The organism is Polynucleobacter sp. MWH-Aus1W21, from assembly GCF_018687275.1.
In the GTDB taxonomy this organism is placed as follows: Bacteria; Pseudomonadota; Gammaproteobacteria; order Burkholderiales; family Burkholderiaceae; genus Polynucleobacter.
Genome location: NZ_CP061287.1, coordinates 776,768 through 796,107, shown reverse-complemented (window position 1 = coordinate 796,107; position 19,340 = coordinate 776,768). Strand labels below are relative to the sequence as shown.

Sequence of the window (19,340 nt, the reverse complement as noted above, 5' to 3'; positions counted from 1 at the left end):
ACCTTTATGAAATCTTGCGAACGTCAACAAAGTGACCTTCGATTGCGGCAGCTGCAGCCATTGCTGGGCTTACCAAATGAGTGCGGCCACCATTACCTTGGCGACCTTCAAAATTACGATTAGAGGTTGAAGCGCATCGCTCTCCTGGCTCTAGGCGATCAGCATTCATCGCCAAACACATAGAGCAACCAGGTTCACGCCACTCGAATCCTGCGGCCTTAAAAATACGATCCAAACCTTCGCGCTCGGCTTGGGCTTTGACTAAACCGGAACCAGGAACAACTAAGGCTAATTTCACATTAGCCGCTACTTTTTTACCCAAACGATCTACCACCTTTGCGGCGGCACGGATGTCTTCAATACGGCTATTTGTACAGGAACCAATAAACACTTTATCAATAGAAATGCTACTGATGGGCGTATTTGGATTGAGGTTCATATACTGAAGCGCACGCTCCATTGCGGAGCGCTTATTCGGATCACGCTCTTTTTCTGGATCAGGAACGCGATCACTAATTGCCAGAACCATCTCTGGAGATGTGCCCCAGGTGACTTGTGGAGCAATCTCTTCTGCACGCAACTCAACAACAGCATCAAATTTTGCATCCGGATCAGAGTGCAAAGTTCTCCAATATTGCAAGGCTTGCAACATCGCAGGTCCTTTAGGTGCATACGGACGACCTTGAATGTACTCAATGGTTGTTTCGTCTACCGCAACCAAACCAGCGCGCGCGCCAGCTTCAATTGCCATATTGCAAAGTGTCATACGACCTTCCATCGAAAGGTCGCGAATAGCTTCGCCAGCAAATTCAATGGTGTACCCGGTGCCGCCAGCTGTACCAATCTTGCCGATTACGGCGAGGACAATATCTTTAGCGGTGGAACCTGGCTGTAGTCGGCCATCTACCTTTACCAACATATTCTTGCTCTTTTTCATGAGCAAAGTTTGAGTGGCTAATACGTGCTCAACTTCGGATGTGCCGATACCAAACGCCAAAGCACCAAATGCGCCATGTGTACTGGTATGAGAATCACCGCAGACCACAGTCATGCCAGGCAAAGTAGCGCCCTGCTCCGGTCCAATCACATGAACAATCCCTTGGCGGGTATCGTTCATTTTGTATTGCGTAATGCCGAAAGCATCACAGTTTTGGTCTAGGGTATCTACTTGCAGTTTCGATATTGGATCGGCAATACCTTCGGAGCGATCCGTTGTCGGAACGTTGTGATCAGAAACCGCTAAATTAGCGGAGATGCGCCAAACAGGACGGCCAGCTATATTCAAACCTTCAAATGCCTGAGGGCTGGTTACCTCATGAAGCAACTGACGATCAATATAAATCGTGGCTGTGCCATCCTCTTCAGAGTAAACAACGTGGTCATCCCACAATTTGTCATAAAGCGTACGAGACATGAGTGACCTTTAAAACCTTATTTACGAACTGTAATGTTTGGAACTTTGCGTGTTGTTTCGCCAACGTACAACTGACGTGGACGTCCAATCTTGTACTCAGGATCAGTAATCATTTCTTCCCACTGAGCAATCCAGCCTACTGTTCTTGCCAAAGCAAAAATACAGGTAAACATTTCTGTTGGGATACCAAGCGCACGTTGAACGATGCCAGAGTAGAAGTCTACGTTTGGATAGAGCTTGCGGCTAACGAAATAGTCGTCTTCCAATGCGATCTTCTCAAGAGTCATTGCGAGCTTGAACAATGGATCATCTTGGAGACCCAATTCATTCAATACCTCATAGCAAGTTTCCCGCATCAATTTAGCGCGTGGGTCAAAGTTCTTGTAAACACGGTGACCAAAGCCCATCAAGCGAACGCTAGAGTTTTTGTCTTTTACTTGGGCGATGAATTCATGAATCTTATCTACGCCACCTTGAGCTTGAATCTCATTCAACATCTGCAAACAAGCTTCGTTTGCACCACCGTGTGCTGGGCCCCAGAGGCAAGCAATACCGGCGGAGATAGCAGCAAATGGATTAGTACCAGAAGAGCCGCACAAACGCACTGTAGAAGTAGAAGCATTTTGCTCATGGTCAGCATGCAATGTGAAGATACGGTCCAAAGCACGTACCAATACTGGGTTTACTTTGTATTCTTCGCAAGGCGTTGCAAACATCATGCGCATAAAGTTTGCAGTGTATGACAAAGAGTTATCTGGATAGATAAATGGTTGTCCTACAGAATATTTATAAGCCATCGCTACCAGGGTTGGCATTTTTGCGATCAAACGAATCTGCGCAACTTCACGAGCATATGGATCGCTGTAATCAATTTCGTCATGATAGAACGCAGCCATTGCACCAACCAAACCAGTCAATACTGACATTGGGTGTGCGTCACGACGGAAACCACGCAAGAAAAATTGCATTTGCTCATGAACCATGGTGTGGTGCATAACCATTTCGTCGAAGTCTTTCTTTTCCTTCGCATTTGGCAATTCGCCATTAATCAAGAGGTAGCAAACTTCTAAGAAGTCACAGTTATTTGCCAAATCTTCAATTGGGTAACCGCGATAAAGCAACTCACCCTTGTCGCCATCAATGTAGGTAATTTTGCTATTGCAAGAGGCAGTAGATAAAAAGCCTGAGTCGTAAGTGAACTTGCCGGTCTGACCATAGAGCTTACGAATGTCAATTACGTCAGGACCAACAGTCCCTTTATAAATTGGCAGATCAATATCTGGTGTTCCATCTGAAAACGAGAGTTTTGCCTTGATGTCCGATTCAATCATTTCTAATCCTTAGTCATTCAAAATTATGATTAATACATTATTCGTTCACATGCTTTCACTACAACTACGCCAAAAGACCGAATTACTTCTCCCTCAGTCTTTGTAAAACTAACTTGAAAGAGCCTGCTTGCATCTCTTTCTCCAGGCTTGCTACAGAATCTTTGCGACCAATTAACAAATCCATTAAGTCGTTGTCATCTAAAGCCAATAACTGGCTTAATACTTTGCCATCCTCAACGCTTAACTGAGCACCATAGCGCTCAAAGAAACGCTGCAGAATTAAATCGTTTTCCAGCAAGCCCCTGCGAGCGTCACTTTTTAAACGATATAACTCTGCGTTTCCGAGGGTCATACTGCCCTACGAACCATCAACTCCTTGATCTTGCCAATTGCCTTCGTTGGATTCAAGTGCTTCGGACATACGTCCACGCAATTCATGATGGTATGGCAACGGAACAAGCGGTATGGATCTTCTAAGTTATCCAAACGCTGTGAGGTTTCCTCGTCACGACTATCAGCAATGAAGCGATATGCCTGCAACAAACCAGCTGGACCAACAAACTTATCTGGATTCCACCAGAATGATGGGCATGAAGTTGAGCATGATGCGCACAAGATGCACTCATACAAACCATTTAACTCTTCACGCTCTTCAGGACTCTGGAGACGCTCTTTTTCAGGAGGCGGATTATCGTTTACCAGGTAAGGCTTGATAGACAAGTATTGCTTGAAGAACAAAGTCATGTCGACAATCAAATCGCGCACAACTGGCAAGCCAGGCAATGGGCGCAATGTGATGACCTTAGGCAAAGTCAACATATTGGTCAAACAAGCCAAACCGTTTTTACCGTTGATGTTCATCGCATCTGAACCACAAACACCTTCACGGCATGAACGACGATAAGAAATCGTTTCATCTTGCTTCTTCAAAGAAATCAACGCGTCCAACAACATACGCTCACCAGTGAGTTCTAGCTCATAACGTTCCATGCGTGGAGCTGCATCGACATCTGGATCGTAGCGGTAAATTTCGAATATACGGATATCACTCATTTTCTATTTCTCTTCGCTTAGAAAGTACGTTCTTTAGGTGGGAAGGACTCAACTGTTAAAGGTTTTAATACCACTGGCTTGTAAGTCAAACGATTGCCTTCGCTATACCAAAGGGTATGCTTCATCCAATTTTCGTCGTCACGCTCTTGATGATCATCGTGCGAATGGGCGCCACGACTTTCTTTGCGAGCTGCCGCAGAAATCATGGTTGCGTTTGCAGTCTCAACCAAGTTGGCCACTTCCAAAGCCTCAATACGTGCTGTATTGAAAATTTCAGACTTGTCTTTAACCCATAAGTGCTTAGCGCGCTCCGTCAATTTAGCCATTTGACGAACACCCTCGTCCATCAACTCTTGATTGCGGAATACTCCAGCGTATTTCTGCATACACTTACGAATATCATTTGCAACGTCTTGTGCGTATTCACCAGAAGTGGAGTTATCCAACTTCGCAATGCGCTCCAATGTTTGCTCACCAGCATTTGCAGGCAATGGTTTGAATTCGCGATTCTTAAGGTCAAGGCCAACAATGTGATTGCCAGCTGCGCGACCAAATACCAAGAGGTCGAGCAATGAGTTAGTGCCCAAACGATTAGCGCCGTGAACTGAAACGCACGAACACTCGCCTATCGCATACAAGCCATTAACGATCTCATTGTGAATGCCATTAGCAGGCACAACAACTTGACCATTGATGTTGGTAGGAATACCGCCCATCTGATAGTGAATCGTTGGTACAACTGGAATTGGCTCTTTAGTCACATCAACGTTTGCGAAATTAACGCCAATCTCGTAAACAGATGGCAAACGCTTCATGATGGTTTCGGCGCCAATGTGTGTCAAATCGAGCACAACATAGTCACCATTAGGACCGCAACCGCGCCCTTCTTTGATCTCTTGGTCCATGCAACGTGAAACGAAGTCGCGTGGCGCCAAATCTTTATAGGTTGGCGCATAACGCTCCATGAAACGCTCACCATCCTTGTTACGCAAGATGCCGCCTTCACCACGGCAACCTTCTGTCAACAACACACCTGCACCAGCTACGCCAGTTGGGTGGAATTGCCAGAACTCCATATCTTCCAATGGAATGCCAGCACGAGCTGCTAAGCCCATGCCATCGCCGGTATTAATAAATGCGTTAGTAGATGCGTCCCAAATACGACCGGCACCACCAGTAGCCAACATCACAATCTTGGCTTCCAAGATGTAAACCTGACCTGTTTCCATTTCGAGAGCAGTTACACCAACAACATCACCATCATCATCACGGATCAAATCGAGCGCCAACCACTCAACGAAGAAATTGGTTTTTGCGCGGACGTTACGTTGGTACAAAGTGTGCAACATTGCATGGCCAGTACGGTCAGCAGCAGCACAGGCACGCTGCACTGGCTTCTCACCATAGTTTGCTGTGTGGCCACCGAATGGACGCTGATAAATCGTGCCATCTGGGTTACGGTCAAACGGCATACCAAAGTGCTCTAACTCATAAACAACTTTTGGAGCTTCACGACACATAAATTCGATCACGTCTTGGTCACCTAACCAGTCAGAACCTTTAATGGTGTCATAGAAGTGATAGTGCCAATTGTCTTCACTCATGTTGCCTAATGAAGCACCGATACCACCTTGTGCAGCAACAGTGTGTGAACGTGTTGGGAAAACTTTTGTCAGAACAGCAACATTCAAGCCGGCTTCAGCCAACTGCAATGAAGCGCGCATACCTGAACCACCTGCTCCAATAATCACCGCATCAAAACGGCGGCGTGGCAATGATTTTTTAATTGCAGTCATCGAATTACACTTTCCACAAAATTTGAACGGCATATGCCGCACAGGCTACGAGATACAAAACGGTTAACACTTGAAGTGTCAAACGAATGCTGACGGGCTTGATGTAATCCATCCAGATGTCACGCACGCCAATCCAAGCGTGATAGAACAAGCTGATGAAAGCCAAGAGTGTTAACAACTTCATTACTTGACCGCTGAACAAGCCAGACCAGCCCTCGTAGGAGGCGCTGCCGGTGATGCAGTAGTCAACTAACAAAACAATCGTAAATACCACCATCACAATCGCAGTAACGCGTTGGATGATCCATTCTTTAAGGCCGTAATGCGCACCGACAACTAAGCGCTTTGGTCCGATTTGATAAATAGGCATGAGATTTCCTTAAATGATTAGCGCTTAGTACAAGCCGAACATTTTGAGACCAACTACTGCAGTCAGAGCCAAGCCAACAACAAGCACAACAATGGCCGAACGATTAGCTTCAGACTTCTCTACGCCGATTTCTAAATCGAGCAAGAGGTAGCGGATACCAGCACAGAAGTGATGTAAAAAACACCAGATCAAACCGAGGCAAATAATTTTTACCAATATGTTGCCGGTAAAAGCCTGGAATTTTTGATAGCTCAACTCAGAGGCAACGCTCTGATCAAAGAGATACAAGATAAATGGCAACAAGAGGAACAATGCTGCACCGCTAATGCGATGAAGAATTGACACTTTACCCGCCCAAGGAAGGCGGTATTTAATCAACTGGGCAAGACCAATATTTTTGTAAACAGGTCTATCTTTTTTTACGTTTTGCTGTGAATCAACCATGGGTAATCTCTATCTTTAGGTGGAGGTTCAGTGTGGTTTTGTTGTATCGCAACATATTCTATTGGAAACCTTAGGGGTGGTGGGGATTTTTTAGTGTTTAAAGGGGTTAATTACTGGTTTTTACTAATTCGGCTCTATCAATGACTAGTTCAATTTGTTCTCATAATGCTGCTCTGAAGTGTCGTATCTAGCGTGGCGAATTTCTACTGGTTTATTCCCGTAGGTAAATGCCACCCGCTCTACAGAAAGGAGCGGCGCTCCTACAGACAAATGAAGATGCTTTGCAAGAACTTCGTCTGCAGCCACAGCTTTAATCTTTTCTTCCGCTCGCACCATATGCGTGGCGTACTGCCCCTCATAAAAGGCGTAAACGGGACCATGCCAAGCATTTAGAGCTTCTAAATCCAAACCCTTAAAGCGTGCCCCAGGAAGAAAAATCTCTTCAAAAACAATGGGTTTACCCGCAAAACTTTGGACCCGATCGATATGAATGATGGGGTCACCTGCCTTTAATTTGAGCAAATTAGCGACATAAGAGCTTGCTTTAGTCTTTTCGCAAGACAAAAACTCATTGGTGAGGTGAAATTTCTCGCCGGAATCGGGGGCTAAACGCAAAAAACGGTACTGCCAGTCATCTTCTTGATGGGTGGCAACAAAAGTACCCTTACCCTGGCGGCGAACTAAGAGGTTTTGAGCAGCAAGCTCATCAATTGCCTTGCGAACAGTGCCCTGACTTACGGCATAACGGGCTGCAAGCTCCATTTCGCTGGGAATAGCCTCCCCTGGAAGCCATTCAGAGGCTTGCAAACTAGCCAAAATCATCGCCTTAATCTGCTCGTACAGAGGGCTAAATGAGGCAACAGGCAAAGTCACATCAGACAAATTAACTCCAGTCCGCGTCAATTAGATAAAATTCTAGGTAATTCTAGTCTTATATAAGACATCTTTGACAGTGTAAAGCCAAAGTCCCTACACTTAAATGGATAATAGAAAAGTTTTCGTTAATTAACCCTCTTAACCTTCTTCTGGAGTTATTAGTAATGGCAAAAGCCCCAATGCGTGTCGCCGTAACCGGTGCAGCCGGTCAAATCGGATATTCCCTTTTATTCCGTATCGCCAATGGCGACCTTTTGGGCAAAGATCAGCCCGTAATCTTGCAATTGCTTGAGATTCCAGATGAAAAAGCTCAGAAAGCCTTAACTGGCGTAATGATGGAGTTGGAAGACTGTGCATTCCCACTCTTGGCTGGCATGACAGCTCACTCAGACCCAATGACTGCATTTAAAGATATCGACGTTGCTCTTTTAGTTGGCGCACGTCCACGTGGCCCTGGTATGGAGCGTAAAGATTTGCTCTCCGCTAATGCGCAAATTTTCACAGCCCAAGGTAAAGCATTGAATGCTGTTGCTAAGAAGACTGTAAAAGTATTGGTTGTTGGTAACCCAGCAAATACCAACGCTTATATCGCTATGAAGTCTGCTCCAGACATTCCTGCGAAAAACTTCACAGCAATGTTGCGCCTCGATCACAACCGCGCTCTCTCACAGTTGGCTAACAAATTGAATAAACCTGTTGCTGATATTGAGAAATTAGTTGTTTGGGGCAACCATAGCCCAACAATGTATCCAGACTATCGCTTTGCAACCATCGATGGCAAGTCAGTTAAAGACTCTATCAACGATGCAGCATGGAACAAAGATGTGTTTATTCCAACTGTTGGCAAGCGTGGCGCAGCCATCATTGAAGCACGCGGCCTTTCTTCTGCGGCTTCTGCAGCTAACGCAGCGATCGATCACATTCATGACTGGGTACTAGGTACTAACGGCAAGTGGGTAACTATGGGCATCCCATCCAAAGGTGAATACGGCATTCCAGCAGAAGTCATTTATGGCTTCCCAGTAGTTTGCGAAAACGGCGAATACAAAATGATCGAAGGTTTAGAGATCGATGAGTTCTCCCGTGAGCGTATGACACACACCTTAAATGAATTACTCGAAGAGCAAGCTGGCGTTAAGCACCTGCTCTCATAAGGAAATTTTGCACATGAAAAAAAATCTTCTCGCAATTAGCACAGTACTTGCAAGCCTTTTAGGTACAGTAAATGCTAGCGCTAATGAAGAAGTGGTTACATGGACTTGTCAGGAAAGCAAGCAGTTCAAAACTACTGGCACTACTGAAAAAGTTCGCTTAACTTGGGAATCAAGATCTTATGATTTAGAGCGCCAAACCTCATTGCCAGGCAGCCTTCGTTACAAGAACGCGAACTCTGGTTATGACCTAGTGGTGTTAGGTAACAAAGCTATGTTATTCAACATTAAAGCAGGTGTACGACTTGCTGATTTTTGTCAAACAGCAGACATGAAATCAGGCAAATTACCACACTTGTTTGCTGGCGCGGAACCATTTGTGCAGAATTAATTTCTCATATTGCATTAAATAAAAAAGCCGAGGATTCCTCGGCTTTTTTATTGATCAATCATTCAGCTTTTACATCGCATTGATTCAAAATTCTTCTTTAGCTCTAGTGGAATAAGGGCTGCTGTGAAGGTGCATCATCGGGCATTTCGGCATGCACTGCTTCACCAGAACGATCAGGAAATAAAGGTGCGCCGCAGTCATCACAGAGCTCAGGATCAAATAACATGGCATGACGGAAGACATCTTCCACTCCAGCGTCATGTAAGGCATCGCAAATCTTCTTGATCGGACTCTCGTCATCTGATAAATCATTTAAAGCATCACTTGCTACGCTCTCACGATCATAGAGTGGCCAGATCACGCCGTACATGACTTCCGAGGAGCCTTTTGCACTGAAAGAAATTCGGTATTCATCAGCCTGCTCTTCGCCAAACGCACCAACAACACATGAAAGACCGGCGGGAAGAATGCCTAGCGTACTCCCAAGAAAGTTCACTGCTGCACGAATACTTAATGGGCGCACATGCTTATCAGCCAAGCGACAGTTTGTGAAATACGCCTCTGGAAGTAGAAGCTCAAACTCACAACCAGGCAATAAAGAGGCAATCGGTTCTTGCATTGCGTTTTGCCAACCAATTAAACTCACGCCGCGCTCTTGGCGCGCTGGTGGCTCAGCCTGCCAACGGAAAATTGGTGAGCCAGCGGGGGCGCTTAGCGCAGCAATGATAAAACGTGGGTCAGCTAAAACGGCGATTGTTTCCGACATATCACGCAACTCAAGCTTGACGTCTTTTCCAGAAATAGCCGCACTTGCTAAGGACTCAGTCAGGATGCGAGTTTGACAATGCGAGTGAGGCATTTGATCAATGCTATATAGCCAGGGAACAATGGCTAGACGCGTATCTGTTGAGGCAATGGCGCTATGCAAGGCCTGTGCAGTTGATTCAATGATGGCAGCAGGTAACGGGCCTGAAGGTATTTGATAGCGTGTATGAGCAACGATAGGCATTGCCAAAAGCAACACGTCCCAATCTTGCCCCTCATGTTCAATCCTTAAGGATTCGGCTAAGGTTACTGCAATATCAGCGAGTACCTCAAAAGCCACTGTATTAATACGGAAGGTTTGATCTAGCGCAGCATCAATCACATTTTGATTTTGGCTTTTGAGCAGACGCATCAATCGCACATTCAAACGCTCTTCCCAAAAACGGTCTTCAACTTGACTTCCAGAAGCAGCCAAAGAAATAGCGTCAGCCACTAACTTCTCCACCTCAGGAGAATTACGTTGCGATGCTTTGGTGCGATGTACAGCCATTATTTTCTTTCTGCCCTTCTAAATACAGGCTTGTCGGCTTTAGATTCTGCTGCACAATATTTGTAGCCATCTAAATTAAAGCCTTTTAAATCCGCTGGATCAGTAATGCGATTTTCAACAACGTAGCGCGCCATTAGGCCGCGAGCACGCTTGGCATAAAAAGAAATGATCTTGTACTTGCCGTCCTTAGCATCCTGAAATACAGGCGCAATAACTGGGCAATCTAATTCCTTTGGCTGCAGTACTTTGAAATATTCTTCCGAAGCTAAATTCAGTAGTACGGGCTTCTTTTGTTTTTCCAAGACTTTTTTAATGGAATCGGTCACTCTGCTGCCCCAAAAGGCATAAAGATCCTTGCCCCTGGCATTCTTAAATGAAGTGCCCATCTCTAGGCGATATGGCTGCATTAGATCAAGAGGCTTCAATGCACCATAAAGGCCAGACAAAATACGCATATGGTCTTGAGCAAATTGAACGGATTTGGCATCCAAGGTTTTGACATCAAAACCGTCATAAACATCGCCATCAAAAGCGTAGATCGCCGGCTTGCTGTTTTCTTCGGTGAATTTCTTGGACCAATCCCGATAGCGACCCACATTCAAAGTGGCCAATTGATCGGATAAGCCCATGAGCTTGGCGACGTCTTGCGGCGCTAACTTCTTCAGATCAGCAATTAGCTTGGCCGATTCAGAGACAAACTCAGGCAAAGTTGGCGCCTTGACCTTGGCTGGGGTCTTGTAATTCAGGGATTTAGCAGGTGAAAGGACGATCAGCATGGCACAATTTGATTATGTATTTTTACCATTCTAGCGACTACCGGCCATATCCGCTCTAAACGACCGGCCATCACTCTTCGCCTCCATGAACCCGCTAAAGACCCCCTCTTTTCCAAGTAGCCTGCCAAAGGTGGGGACCACGATCTTTACGGTGATGTCAGCTTTAGCTGCTGAGCACAAAGCCATTAATTTGGGCCAAGGTTTTCCAGACTTTCCCTGCGATAGAAAACTGATTGCCGAAGTAAATGAAGCCATGCTGGCTGACCGCAATCAATATCCACCAATGACTGGTATTGCGGAGCTACGTAATGGCATTAGCCAGAAGATACAAAACCTTTACGGTCACCACTATGATGCCGATACTGAAATCACCATAACCGCGGGTGGTACACAAGGCATTCTGACAGCCATACTCGCTTGCGTTAGTCCAGGCGATGAAGTCATCATCATTGAACCGGCGTATGACAGCTATCGCCCATCCATCGAATTAGCGGGTGGCAAAACCATTGCCATTTCCTTAGAGGTGATTCGTGATGAGTATGGGCAAGTTGCCTCCTATGAAATTCCATGGGATGCATTAGCCAAGGCAATCAACTCCAAAACCCGTTTAATCATGATTAATACTCCACATAACCCCACTGGGATGGTTTGGAGCAAGGCTGACCTAGATAGTCTCGCGAACTTAGTTCGCAATACTTCCGTATTGATTTTGAGTGACGAAGTCTACGAGCATATGGTCTATGACGGAGCGCAGCACCACAGTGTTGCATCCCATGCCGAGCTTGCGGCCAGGAGCTTTCTGATCTCTAGCTTTGGCAAGACCTATCATGTCACTGGCTGGAAAGTAGGCTATGTGGCTGCACCACCGGCATTAACAAAAGAGTTTCGCAAGGTCCATCAGTTCAATGTATTCACCGTGAACACACCGATGCAATTTGGCCTAGCAACATATCTTGCAGATGCTGAACATTATTTAAATCTCCCCGCCTTTTATCAAGCTAAGCGTGATTTTTTTAGGGTGGGCTTATGCAAGACGAAATTTAAATTACTCCCTACTCCAGGCACTTATTTTCAGTGTGTTGACTACTCAGCATTAGGTATTCCCCAGGCAAAATTCAATGAGGCTGACTTTTGCAAATGGCTCACAACTGAAATTGGGGTGGCGGCTATACCAGTCTCTGCTTTCTATGAGCAAGCAACTGAATCTGGCGTCATTCGTTTTTGTTTTGCGAAACAGGATCAAACACTGACAAGCGCCTTACAGCGTTTAGAAAATATCTAGAGGACACCATGGCAAATAAAAAATCTACCGTAATTGATGTATACAGCTGGCCCACACCAAATGGCCACAAAGTACACATCATGCTGGAAGAATGCGGCTTTCGATTAGACAAGGATTGGATCGCTCACCCCATTGATATTGGCGCAGGAGATCAATTTGCCCCTGAGTTTTTAAATATCAGCCCCAACAATAAGATTCCAGCAATAGTAGATCCCAATGGGCCGGACGGCAAACCCATTAGCCTTTTTGAGTCGGGCGCGATTCTTCTCTACTTAGCGGGCAAGACTGGCAAATTCTTGCCTCAAGATACCCGTGGAAAGTATGAAGTACTGCAATGGCTAATGTTCCAAATGGGGGGTCTTGGCCCTATGCTTGGGCAAAACCACCACTTCCGCCTGTATGCACCTGAGAAAATTGAATACGCGATCAATCGCTATACCAATGAAGCTAAGCGAATCTACGGGGTGTTGGATAGCCAACTGAAAGATAATCCCTATGTGGCAGGAAAATCCTATTCGATTGCCGATATTGCGATTTATCCATGGACTCGTAACTGGAAGAATCAAGGCATTGAGATCAATGAGTACCCGCATTTCAAGCGTTGGTTTGAAAAGATTGGTGCGCGACCAGCAGTTAAGCGTGGTTGCGAAGTATTAACGGCATTACGCAAACCTTTGCACGATGCCAAGGCTAGAGAGCAATTGTTTGGTTCAACACAGTATCAAAAGAGGAAATAAGATGAGTATTCAGTCAGTCGGTGTAATCGGTGCAGGCACCATGGGAAATGGTATTGCTCAAGTATGCGCAGTTGCCGGCTTAGATATTGTCATGGTTGATATTAACGATGCAGCAGTTCAACGTGGCCTCGAACAAATAAGCAAGAGCTTAGATCGCCTTGTTAAAAAAGAAACCTTAACGATTGAAGCAAAAGATGCAGCACTCAAGCGCATTAAGGGTAGCACTTCATATAACGACCTCAAAGGTCTGGGTTTAGTCATTGAAGCTGCCACAGAAAATCAAGCGGTCAAGGAAAAAATTCTCAAGCAAGTAGATGAGATTGTCAGCAAAGACACCATCATTGCCACCAACACATCCTCTCTGTCTATCACTAAGCTAGCAGCCCTTGACTCCAATCCTGCGCGCTTTATTGGTATGCACTTTTTTAACCCACCACCCTTGATGGCTCTGGTGGAGGTGATTCGCGGCTTACAGACTAGCGATGCAACTCATGCCGCCATTATTGATATGGCCAAGCGCGTTGGCAAAGAGCCAATCACCGTTAAAAATTCTCCTGGCTTTGTAGTAAATCGCATTTTGCTACCCATGATTAACGAGGCCTTCTTTGTTTTGTCTGAAGGACTTGCTAGTCCAGAAGATATTGATGCTGGCATGAAGTTAGGTTGCAACCAACCGATTGGTCCCCTGGCATTAGCAGATCTGATTGGTTTGGATACCTGCTTAGCAGTAATGGAAGTCTATTTTGAAAACTTCAGCGACTCTAAATATCGACCTTGCCCACTGCTTCGTGAAATGGTTGCAGCTGGATATCTCGGTCGCAAAACAGGTCGCGGCGTTTATACCTACGATAAATAATTTTTTACTTAAATAACGAAACCATCTCATCGTGAACCCCATTCCACCTCTAGTACGCAAACTTGGTTATGCCGGCCTTATTCCATTTATTGGACTTGCTTTAATGGTGCAATTAGCACCCACACCAATAAACTACTTGAGCGCTGAATCCTTGGCTGGTTATGGGGCTGTAATCACTTCATTTATGGGAGCCTTACATTGGGGTGCTAATTTGCACCTATTGGGTAAAGCACCTGCTGGAGATCGCTGGGAAGACCGTAATGCCTGGATCTGGGGCGTTATTCCAGCGCTAGTTGCTTGGGTAGCACTGCATATATATATACCCGTGGGTCTACTCATACTTGCTTCCACACTGATTATTCAGCGCAATATTGATCAGAACACCTATCAATATTATTTTTCTGATGAAGCCACTCGTTCTGCATTTATGACGATGCGCAATCGCTTGACCTATATTGCAGCCGCATGCTTAACCTGGGCAGCTTTGGTAATTCTTTTTATTCAAGCATGATGCTATGAGCAGTCTTTTTGATAGCACTCCGCCACCTCCCTTAGCGGAAGCGCTGCGTCCAAAGACAATTGAAGAGGTGATTGGGCAAACCCACTTATTAGCTAGCGGTAAACCACTTAACTTAGCTTTTGCGTCAGGCAAGCCTCACTCGATGATTTTGTGGGGTCCCCCTGGTGTTGGCAAGACAACGCTAGCACGCCTTTCAGCAAAAGCATTTGATCGCGAGTTCATAGCTATCTCTGCAGTGTTGGCAGGCGTTAAAGAAATCCGTGAATCTATTGAGCAAGCTCAACAAAACATGGCTCAGTACGGTAAACAAACTATCTTGTTTGTGGACGAGATCCATCGCTTTAATAAAAGCCAGCAAGACGCCCTGCTACCCCACGTGGAATCTGGTTTATTTACCTTTATAGGCGCCACTACCGAGAACCCTTCTTTTGAAGTGAACTCAGCTCTCTTATCGCGAGCTCAGGTGTACGTATTGAAGTCTCTCACTCCAGAGGAGTTGAGATTACTTTTTGAACGTGCGCGTCAACACGCAATGCCTGATGTGCAATTTGAATCTGCTGCTATTGATACCCTTATCTCCAATGCCGATGGCGATGCAAGGCGTCTACTGAATCTGGTTGAGCAAGTACGTAATGCAGCACTCACACCGAATGCTGAACTCGAGAACGTAGATCAACAATTTATTGAAAATGCTCTAAGCGCTCAAGCACGACGTTTCGATAAAGGTGGCGATCACTTTTATGACCAAATCTCTGCCCTGCATAAATCTGTGCGTGGATCTAACCCAGATGCTGCTCTGTATTGGTTTTGTCGCATGCTCGATGGTGGAGCAGATCCTCGATATCTAGCACGTCGCATTATCCGTATGGCTTGGGAAGATATTGGCCTAGCAGATCCAAGAGCGATGCAATTAGCAAATGATGCTGCGCAAACCTTTGAGAGACTGGGCTCACCTGAAGGTGAGCTAGCCCTTGGGCAAGCCGTGGTTTATCTAGCCGTAGCTTCCAAGAGCAATGCCAGCTACAACGCTTTTAATGCGGCACGAGCTTTTGTGGCGCAAGATCAATCAAGAGGCGTACCCAATCATTTGCGTAATGCCCCAACAAAGTTAATGAAAGAACTTGGTCATGGCAAAGAATATCGCTATGCTCACGATGAACCTCATGGCTATGCTGCTGGTGAATCCTACTTACCCGAGGGTATGAAAGAGCCGCATTGGTATGAGCCAGTTGAACGTGGCTTGGAGGCTCAAATTAAGGAAAAATTGGCTTTCTTGGAAAAGCTCGATGAAGAGCATAAGAAGAAGTAAGGGGATATGGGTAAAAAGACTCCGGCTACTTTTTATTACGACATTGTTTCGCCATTTGCCTATCTTTATGTCAAACAAAGGCAACGCCTTGAGGACAAGCTAGATATCAAGCCTGTTCCTATTTTGCTAGGTGGACTTTTGCGTGCTACGGAAAACAAAGGACCTGGTGAAGTTGCTGCCAAGCGTCCACATACCTATCAGTTCTGCGTTTGGCAAGCAGAGAAGCTGGGCATCCCATTTCGCTTTCCAGAACATCATCCATTTATGACAGTTGCTGCGCAACGTCTTCTAGTTGAGCAGAATGCTGACTGGACAATGGTTGAGCGAGCCTTTGATTATGTATGGGTAGAAGGAAGAGATCCCAATCTATCTTGGTCAGAATTTTGCACATACTTAGATTTACCTGCTGACACTCCTAAACCTGAAAATCCAGAGGTAAAAGCAAAACTCATTGCCAATACCAACCAGGCCAAAGCTGATGGTGCTTTTGGGGTGCCTGCTCTGATAGTCAATCAACAGTGCTTTTGGGGAATCGATACGATCGACTGGGTCTTGGATTACCTTGCCAGGCCTGGCATGTTTGAAGAGGCTTCTTACGCCTATGCTGGCAATGTGCCTAATGGCCTGAGCTGACGATATAGCTTGATTCACCCATCATGCAGTAATGAGCAATACAATCAATTTAAGTCACTTTCATATTGTTTAAGGAGTTCATATGCGCAAGCTACTCGCCACACTCGTTATTGCCCTTTCTTGTTTTGCCAGTCAAGCTGTATTTGCAGGGCCGAAGGTGGAATTTAAGACGAATATGGGCAATTTCGTAGTGGAGTTGGATGACGTTAAAGCGCCCAAGACCACTGCCAACTTTTTAAATTATGTAAACAGTGGTTTTTATAACGGCACTATCTTTCATCGCGTGATTGATGGCTTCATGATTCAAGGCGGCGGCTTTACAGCAGACCTAAATCAAAAACCAACAAATGCTCCAGTAGTTTCTGAGGCGCAAAACGGTTTAAAAAATAATGTCTATACGATTGCGATGGCCCGTACATCTGATCCAGATTCTGCAACTGCGCAGTTTTTTATTAATGTGAAAGACAATGCAGGCTTAGATTATCCCAATGCGATGGGTAATGGCTATACCGTATTTGGCAAAGTGATCTCGGGAACACAAACGATTGATGCCATTCGCAAGATACCTACTATGGTTGCACCAGCGCCACGTATGGGCAGAATGGCTGATGTGCCAAGCAAGACTGTAACCATCGAATCCGCCACGATTCTGAAGTAATCTGAATTTACTGGGTCAGCCGCGATGATTTTGCTCGATGACGCGCAAAGTACTGCGGCCTCACCTACCAGTCGCCTTTATGAAAACGCGCTCCACTACTGGCGCGTTCTGCCAAGCGGTGATCAGACTGCTGATTTAGCAGCTACACAACAATGCTTTACTGAAATATCTTCTGCTCTCTCTAGAGGGGAATATGTTGTGGCTGCTTTTGCCTATGAATTGGGTAGGCAAATACATAAACTACCCCAAAGACTATCTTTAACCGATGATCCCCACCATTTAATTGAGGCCTGGTCTTTCTCGAGCTTTAAAAAACTCTCTAAACAAGATGTTGATACCTGCATCTCAGAAAAGCTGGCTTTGCTTGAGGGCTCACAACGTTGTGCAGGTGTAATCGATGTTCAAGAATCGATATCTGAGGATCGTTTTACGGCAGACATCGACACGATTCAGGAATACATTCGTAGCGGTGATAGCTACCAGATTAATCACACGTATCGGATTAAAGGCAAGACTTATGGGGCTCCTTTAGCTTTGTATGGTCGCTTGCGGGATAGACAACCCGGTCGATTTGGCGCATTCATAGAACATGAAAGCAAATTTCTGCTATCACAGTCACCAGAACTTTTTGTGGCGCGTGATGGCGATACTTTGAAAGCGATGCCAATGAAAGGCACTGCTAGCGCATTATCTGCAGTTGCCAGCGCTTTATCTGACGATCCAAAGAACCAAGCAGAGAATGTGATGATCGTTGACTTACTGCGTAATGATCTCAGTCGTATCTCTTTGCCAGGTACCGTAACGGTACCCAATCTTTTTGAGGTAGCAAGACATGGCGATGTTTTGCAGATGACATCTACCGTGCAAGGCCAAATTAAACCCGATGTCAGCCTCTTTGATATTTTTAAGGCTGTTTTTCCGTGTGGCTCTGTTACTGGCGCTCCAAAGAAGCGCAGCATGGAGATTATTCAAGAACTTGAATCCGAAGATCGCGGTTACTACTGTGGCGCTTTAGGGTGGCTTGATCCCAATGGCAACTTTGCCTTTAGTGTACCTATTCGGACTGTTGAAATTGCTGCGGATACTCAATCTCACGCTTCCACTTTCACTTTGGGTGTAGGTGCTGGCATCACCAACGACTCCGATGCCAAACAAGAGTGGCAAGAATGTCATATTAAATCTGCCTTTCTAATGGATCTGCCAAGTGCTACTGGTTTGTTCGAAACTATTGCAGTGATACACGGTGAGCCACAGAGATTGAGATCACACCTAGAGCGCATGCAAGCATCTGCTTTGGCTTTGCGAATTCCCTTTGAATCTGTGACTGCAGAAAAGTTGGTTCTGGACGCTTGTGCGTCGTTTGATAAAAACGTGTCGCATCGATTAAGACTAGATCTCGCAGCCAATGGAGCGCTTTCTGTTTCAAGCGCCGTTATTCATCAGACAAATGAACCAGTCAAAATATTCTGGGCTAAAGATATCCTGCCTGGTGATGTAACGATGCATTCAGGGGATGCGCTACTGCGACACAAAGTTAGCAAACGAGGTCTTTATGATCAAGCATGGCAAGAGGCAACTAAGCTAGGTGGTTTTGATGCCCTCTTTTGCAATGAGCAAGGCTTTGTGACAGAAGGCGGCAGAACTAGTATTTTTGTTAAATCCAAAGGTAGTCCTGAATGGCTTACCCCACCAGTCTCAGCAGGTCTTCTGCCAGGAGTCATGCGTGCCGCCTTGCTTGCCGACCCCAAGATGAATGCCCGTGAAGCTAACCTGACTATTAATGATGTTTCAATGGCAGATGAGATTATCCTTAGCAATGCCCTTCGTGGCGCTATCAAAGCCCATTTTTAGAAAGTCAGTATGAAGTATTGCCCTAACTGCGCTGCTGTATTGACGATCAAAATTCCAGCTGATGATTCTCGTGAACGCCATGTATGCGAAGCCTGTGGCAGCATTCATTATCAGAATCCTCGCAATGTAGTGGGTAGTATTCCTGTGTATGGACAGCAAGTACTCTTATGTCGGAGAGCGATTGAGCCTCGTCATGGTTATTGGACACTTCCTGCAGGCTTTATGGAGTTAGGAGAAAGCACGAGTCATGGTGCCGCTCGCGAGACTCTCGAGGAGGCTGGTGCAGAAGTGAATATTGGAGCGCTCTACTCTCTTCTTAACGTGCCACATGCCGAGCAAGTGCATCTGTTTTATTTGGCGACGATGAATACACCAGAGTTTTCCGCTGGTGAAGAAAGCCTTGAAGTTGCACTCTTCAATGAGAATGACATACCCTGGAATGAGCTAGCCTTCCCCACGGTGAAGCAAACCTTGGAATGGTTTTTTGCCGATCGTGCTGCGGGCAACTTAGAAGCTGACAAAGAGTTTCATGTGCGCAGTCGTGACATCTTGCCATCTGAAAGAATTTAAAGAACTA

The 19,340-nt window shown here is 45.6% G+C and carries 21 protein-coding genes; 11 read left to right on the top strand and 10 right to left on the bottom strand.

From position 1 onward, the window contains the following. Positions 1-4 precede the first annotated feature (4 nt). From leuC to ICW03_RS04080, 8 genes are all read right to left on the bottom strand, one after another. Positions 5-1,414, bottom strand: a complete 1,410-nt coding sequence (gene leuC, locus ICW03_RS04115) for a 3-isopropylmalate dehydratase large subunit (RefSeq protein ID WP_215349328.1) — start codon at positions 1,412-1,414, stop codon at positions 5-7. A gap of 17 nt (positions 1,415-1,431) precedes the next feature. Further along, entirely contained in the window at positions 1,432-2,745 is a 1,314-nt protein-coding gene (gene gltA / locus ICW03_RS04110) for a citrate synthase (RefSeq protein ID WP_215349325.1), read from the bottom strand. A gap of 82 nt (positions 2,746-2,827) precedes the next feature. Then, a complete protein-coding gene (locus ICW03_RS04105) occupies positions 2,828-3,097 on the bottom strand; it encodes a succinate dehydrogenase assembly factor 2 (RefSeq protein ID WP_215349323.1) in 270 nt (89 codons plus the stop codon). Next, positions 3,094-3,798 (bottom strand): succinate dehydrogenase iron-sulfur subunit, encoded by a 705-nt coding sequence (locus tag ICW03_RS04100; protein WP_087909832.1) that lies wholly within the window; start codon positions 3,796-3,798, stop codon positions 3,094-3,096. Before ICW03_RS04100 ends, ICW03_RS04105 begins: the two co-directional genes overlap by 4 nt. A 17-nt stretch (positions 3,799-3,815) precedes the next feature. Then, positions 3,816-5,594: a succinate dehydrogenase flavoprotein subunit gene (gene sdhA / locus ICW03_RS04095; RefSeq protein ID WP_215349321.1), complete on the bottom strand. Its 1,779-nt coding sequence runs from the start codon at positions 5,592-5,594 to the stop codon at positions 3,816-3,818. Between the two features lie 4 nt (positions 5,595-5,598). After that, the gene (sdhD, locus tag ICW03_RS04090) at positions 5,599-5,964 is read right to left on the bottom strand and encodes a succinate dehydrogenase, hydrophobic membrane anchor protein (protein ID WP_068321349.1); all 366 of its coding nucleotides are present in this window, start codon (positions 5,962-5,964) and stop codon (positions 5,599-5,601) included. Between the two features lie 24 nt (positions 5,965-5,988). Continuing rightward, positions 5,989-6,408 carry a succinate dehydrogenase, cytochrome b556 subunit gene (gene sdhC, locus ICW03_RS04085; protein ID WP_215349319.1) on the bottom strand — a complete coding sequence of 140 codons (420 nt, stop codon included), beginning with the start codon at positions 6,406-6,408 and terminating at the stop codon, positions 5,989-5,991. Positions 6,409-6,552: 144 nt separating this feature from the next. Beyond that, positions 6,553-7,281, bottom strand: coding sequence for a GntR family transcriptional regulator (locus ICW03_RS04080; protein WP_251374489.1), 729 nt, complete (start codon positions 7,279-7,281; stop codon positions 6,553-6,555). A 167-nt stretch (positions 7,282-7,448) separates the two neighbouring features. Between ICW03_RS04080 and ICW03_RS04075 the strand changes: the two genes are divergently transcribed. Next, entirely contained in the window at positions 7,449-8,438 is a 990-nt protein-coding gene (locus tag ICW03_RS04075; RefSeq protein WP_215349315.1) for a malate dehydrogenase, read from the top strand. A 13-nt stretch (positions 8,439-8,451) separates the two neighbouring features. Further along, positions 8,452-8,826 (top strand): hypothetical protein, encoded by a 375-nt coding sequence (locus ICW03_RS04070; RefSeq protein ID WP_215349313.1) that lies wholly within the window; start codon positions 8,452-8,454, stop codon positions 8,824-8,826. A gap of 103 nt (positions 8,827-8,929) precedes the next feature. Here ICW03_RS04070 and ICW03_RS04065 read toward each other — a convergent pair whose 3' ends face one another. Then, on the bottom strand, positions 8,930-10,141 hold the full coding sequence (locus tag ICW03_RS04065) for a DUF2863 family protein (protein ID WP_215349311.1): 1,212 nt from the start codon (positions 10,139-10,141) through the stop codon (positions 8,930-8,932). Further along, entirely contained in the window at positions 10,141-10,917 is a 777-nt protein-coding gene (gene yaaA, locus ICW03_RS04060) for a peroxide stress protein YaaA (RefSeq protein WP_215349309.1), read from the bottom strand. The genes ICW03_RS04065 and yaaA overlap by 1 nt, the downstream gene beginning before the upstream one ends. Before the next feature lie 85 nt (positions 10,918-11,002). Between yaaA and ICW03_RS04055 the strand changes: the two genes are divergently transcribed. From ICW03_RS04055 to ICW03_RS04015, 9 genes are all read left to right on the top strand, one after another. Then, positions 11,003-12,199 carry a pyridoxal phosphate-dependent aminotransferase gene (locus ICW03_RS04055; protein WP_215349307.1) on the top strand — a complete coding sequence of 399 codons (1,197 nt, stop codon included), beginning with the start codon at positions 11,003-11,005 and terminating at the stop codon, positions 12,197-12,199. Positions 12,200-12,207: 8 nt separating this feature from the next. Then, positions 12,208-12,936 carry a glutathione binding-like protein gene (locus tag ICW03_RS04050; RefSeq protein ID WP_215349304.1) on the top strand — a complete coding sequence of 243 codons (729 nt, stop codon included), beginning with the start codon at positions 12,208-12,210 and terminating at the stop codon, positions 12,934-12,936. A gap of 1 nt (position 12,937) precedes the next feature. After that, a complete protein-coding gene (locus ICW03_RS04045; protein WP_215349301.1) occupies positions 12,938-13,792 on the top strand; it encodes a 3-hydroxybutyryl-CoA dehydrogenase in 855 nt (284 codons plus the stop codon). Between the two features lie 31 nt (positions 13,793-13,823). After that, the gene (locus tag ICW03_RS04040) at positions 13,824-14,303 is read left to right on the top strand and encodes a DUF3429 domain-containing protein (protein ID WP_251374462.1); all 480 of its coding nucleotides are present in this window, start codon (positions 13,824-13,826) and stop codon (positions 14,301-14,303) included. A 4-nt stretch (positions 14,304-14,307) separates the two neighbouring features. Further along, positions 14,308-15,621 carry a replication-associated recombination protein A gene (locus ICW03_RS04035; protein ID WP_215349298.1) on the top strand — a complete coding sequence of 438 codons (1,314 nt, stop codon included), beginning with the start codon at positions 14,308-14,310 and terminating at the stop codon, positions 15,619-15,621. A gap of 6 nt (positions 15,622-15,627) precedes the next feature. Next, positions 15,628-16,254 carry a 2-hydroxychromene-2-carboxylate isomerase gene (locus tag ICW03_RS04030; protein ID WP_215349295.1) on the top strand — a complete coding sequence of 209 codons (627 nt, stop codon included), beginning with the start codon at positions 15,628-15,630 and terminating at the stop codon, positions 16,252-16,254. 82 nt (positions 16,255-16,336) lie between these two features. Continuing rightward, on the top strand, positions 16,337-16,912 hold the full coding sequence (locus tag ICW03_RS04025; protein ID WP_215349293.1) for a peptidylprolyl isomerase: 576 nt from the start codon (positions 16,337-16,339) through the stop codon (positions 16,910-16,912). 24 nt (positions 16,913-16,936) lie between these two features. Then, complete coding sequence (locus tag ICW03_RS04020; RefSeq protein ID WP_215349291.1) at positions 16,937-18,763, top strand: bifunctional chorismate-binding protein/class IV aminotransferase; 1,827 nt, start codon at positions 16,937-16,939, stop codon at positions 18,761-18,763. 9 nt (positions 18,764-18,772) lie between these two features. Further along, the gene (locus ICW03_RS04015; protein ID WP_215349288.1) at positions 18,773-19,333 is read left to right on the top strand and encodes an NUDIX hydrolase; all 561 of its coding nucleotides are present in this window, start codon (positions 18,773-18,775) and stop codon (positions 19,331-19,333) included. Positions 19,334-19,340: the final 7 nt, after the last annotated feature.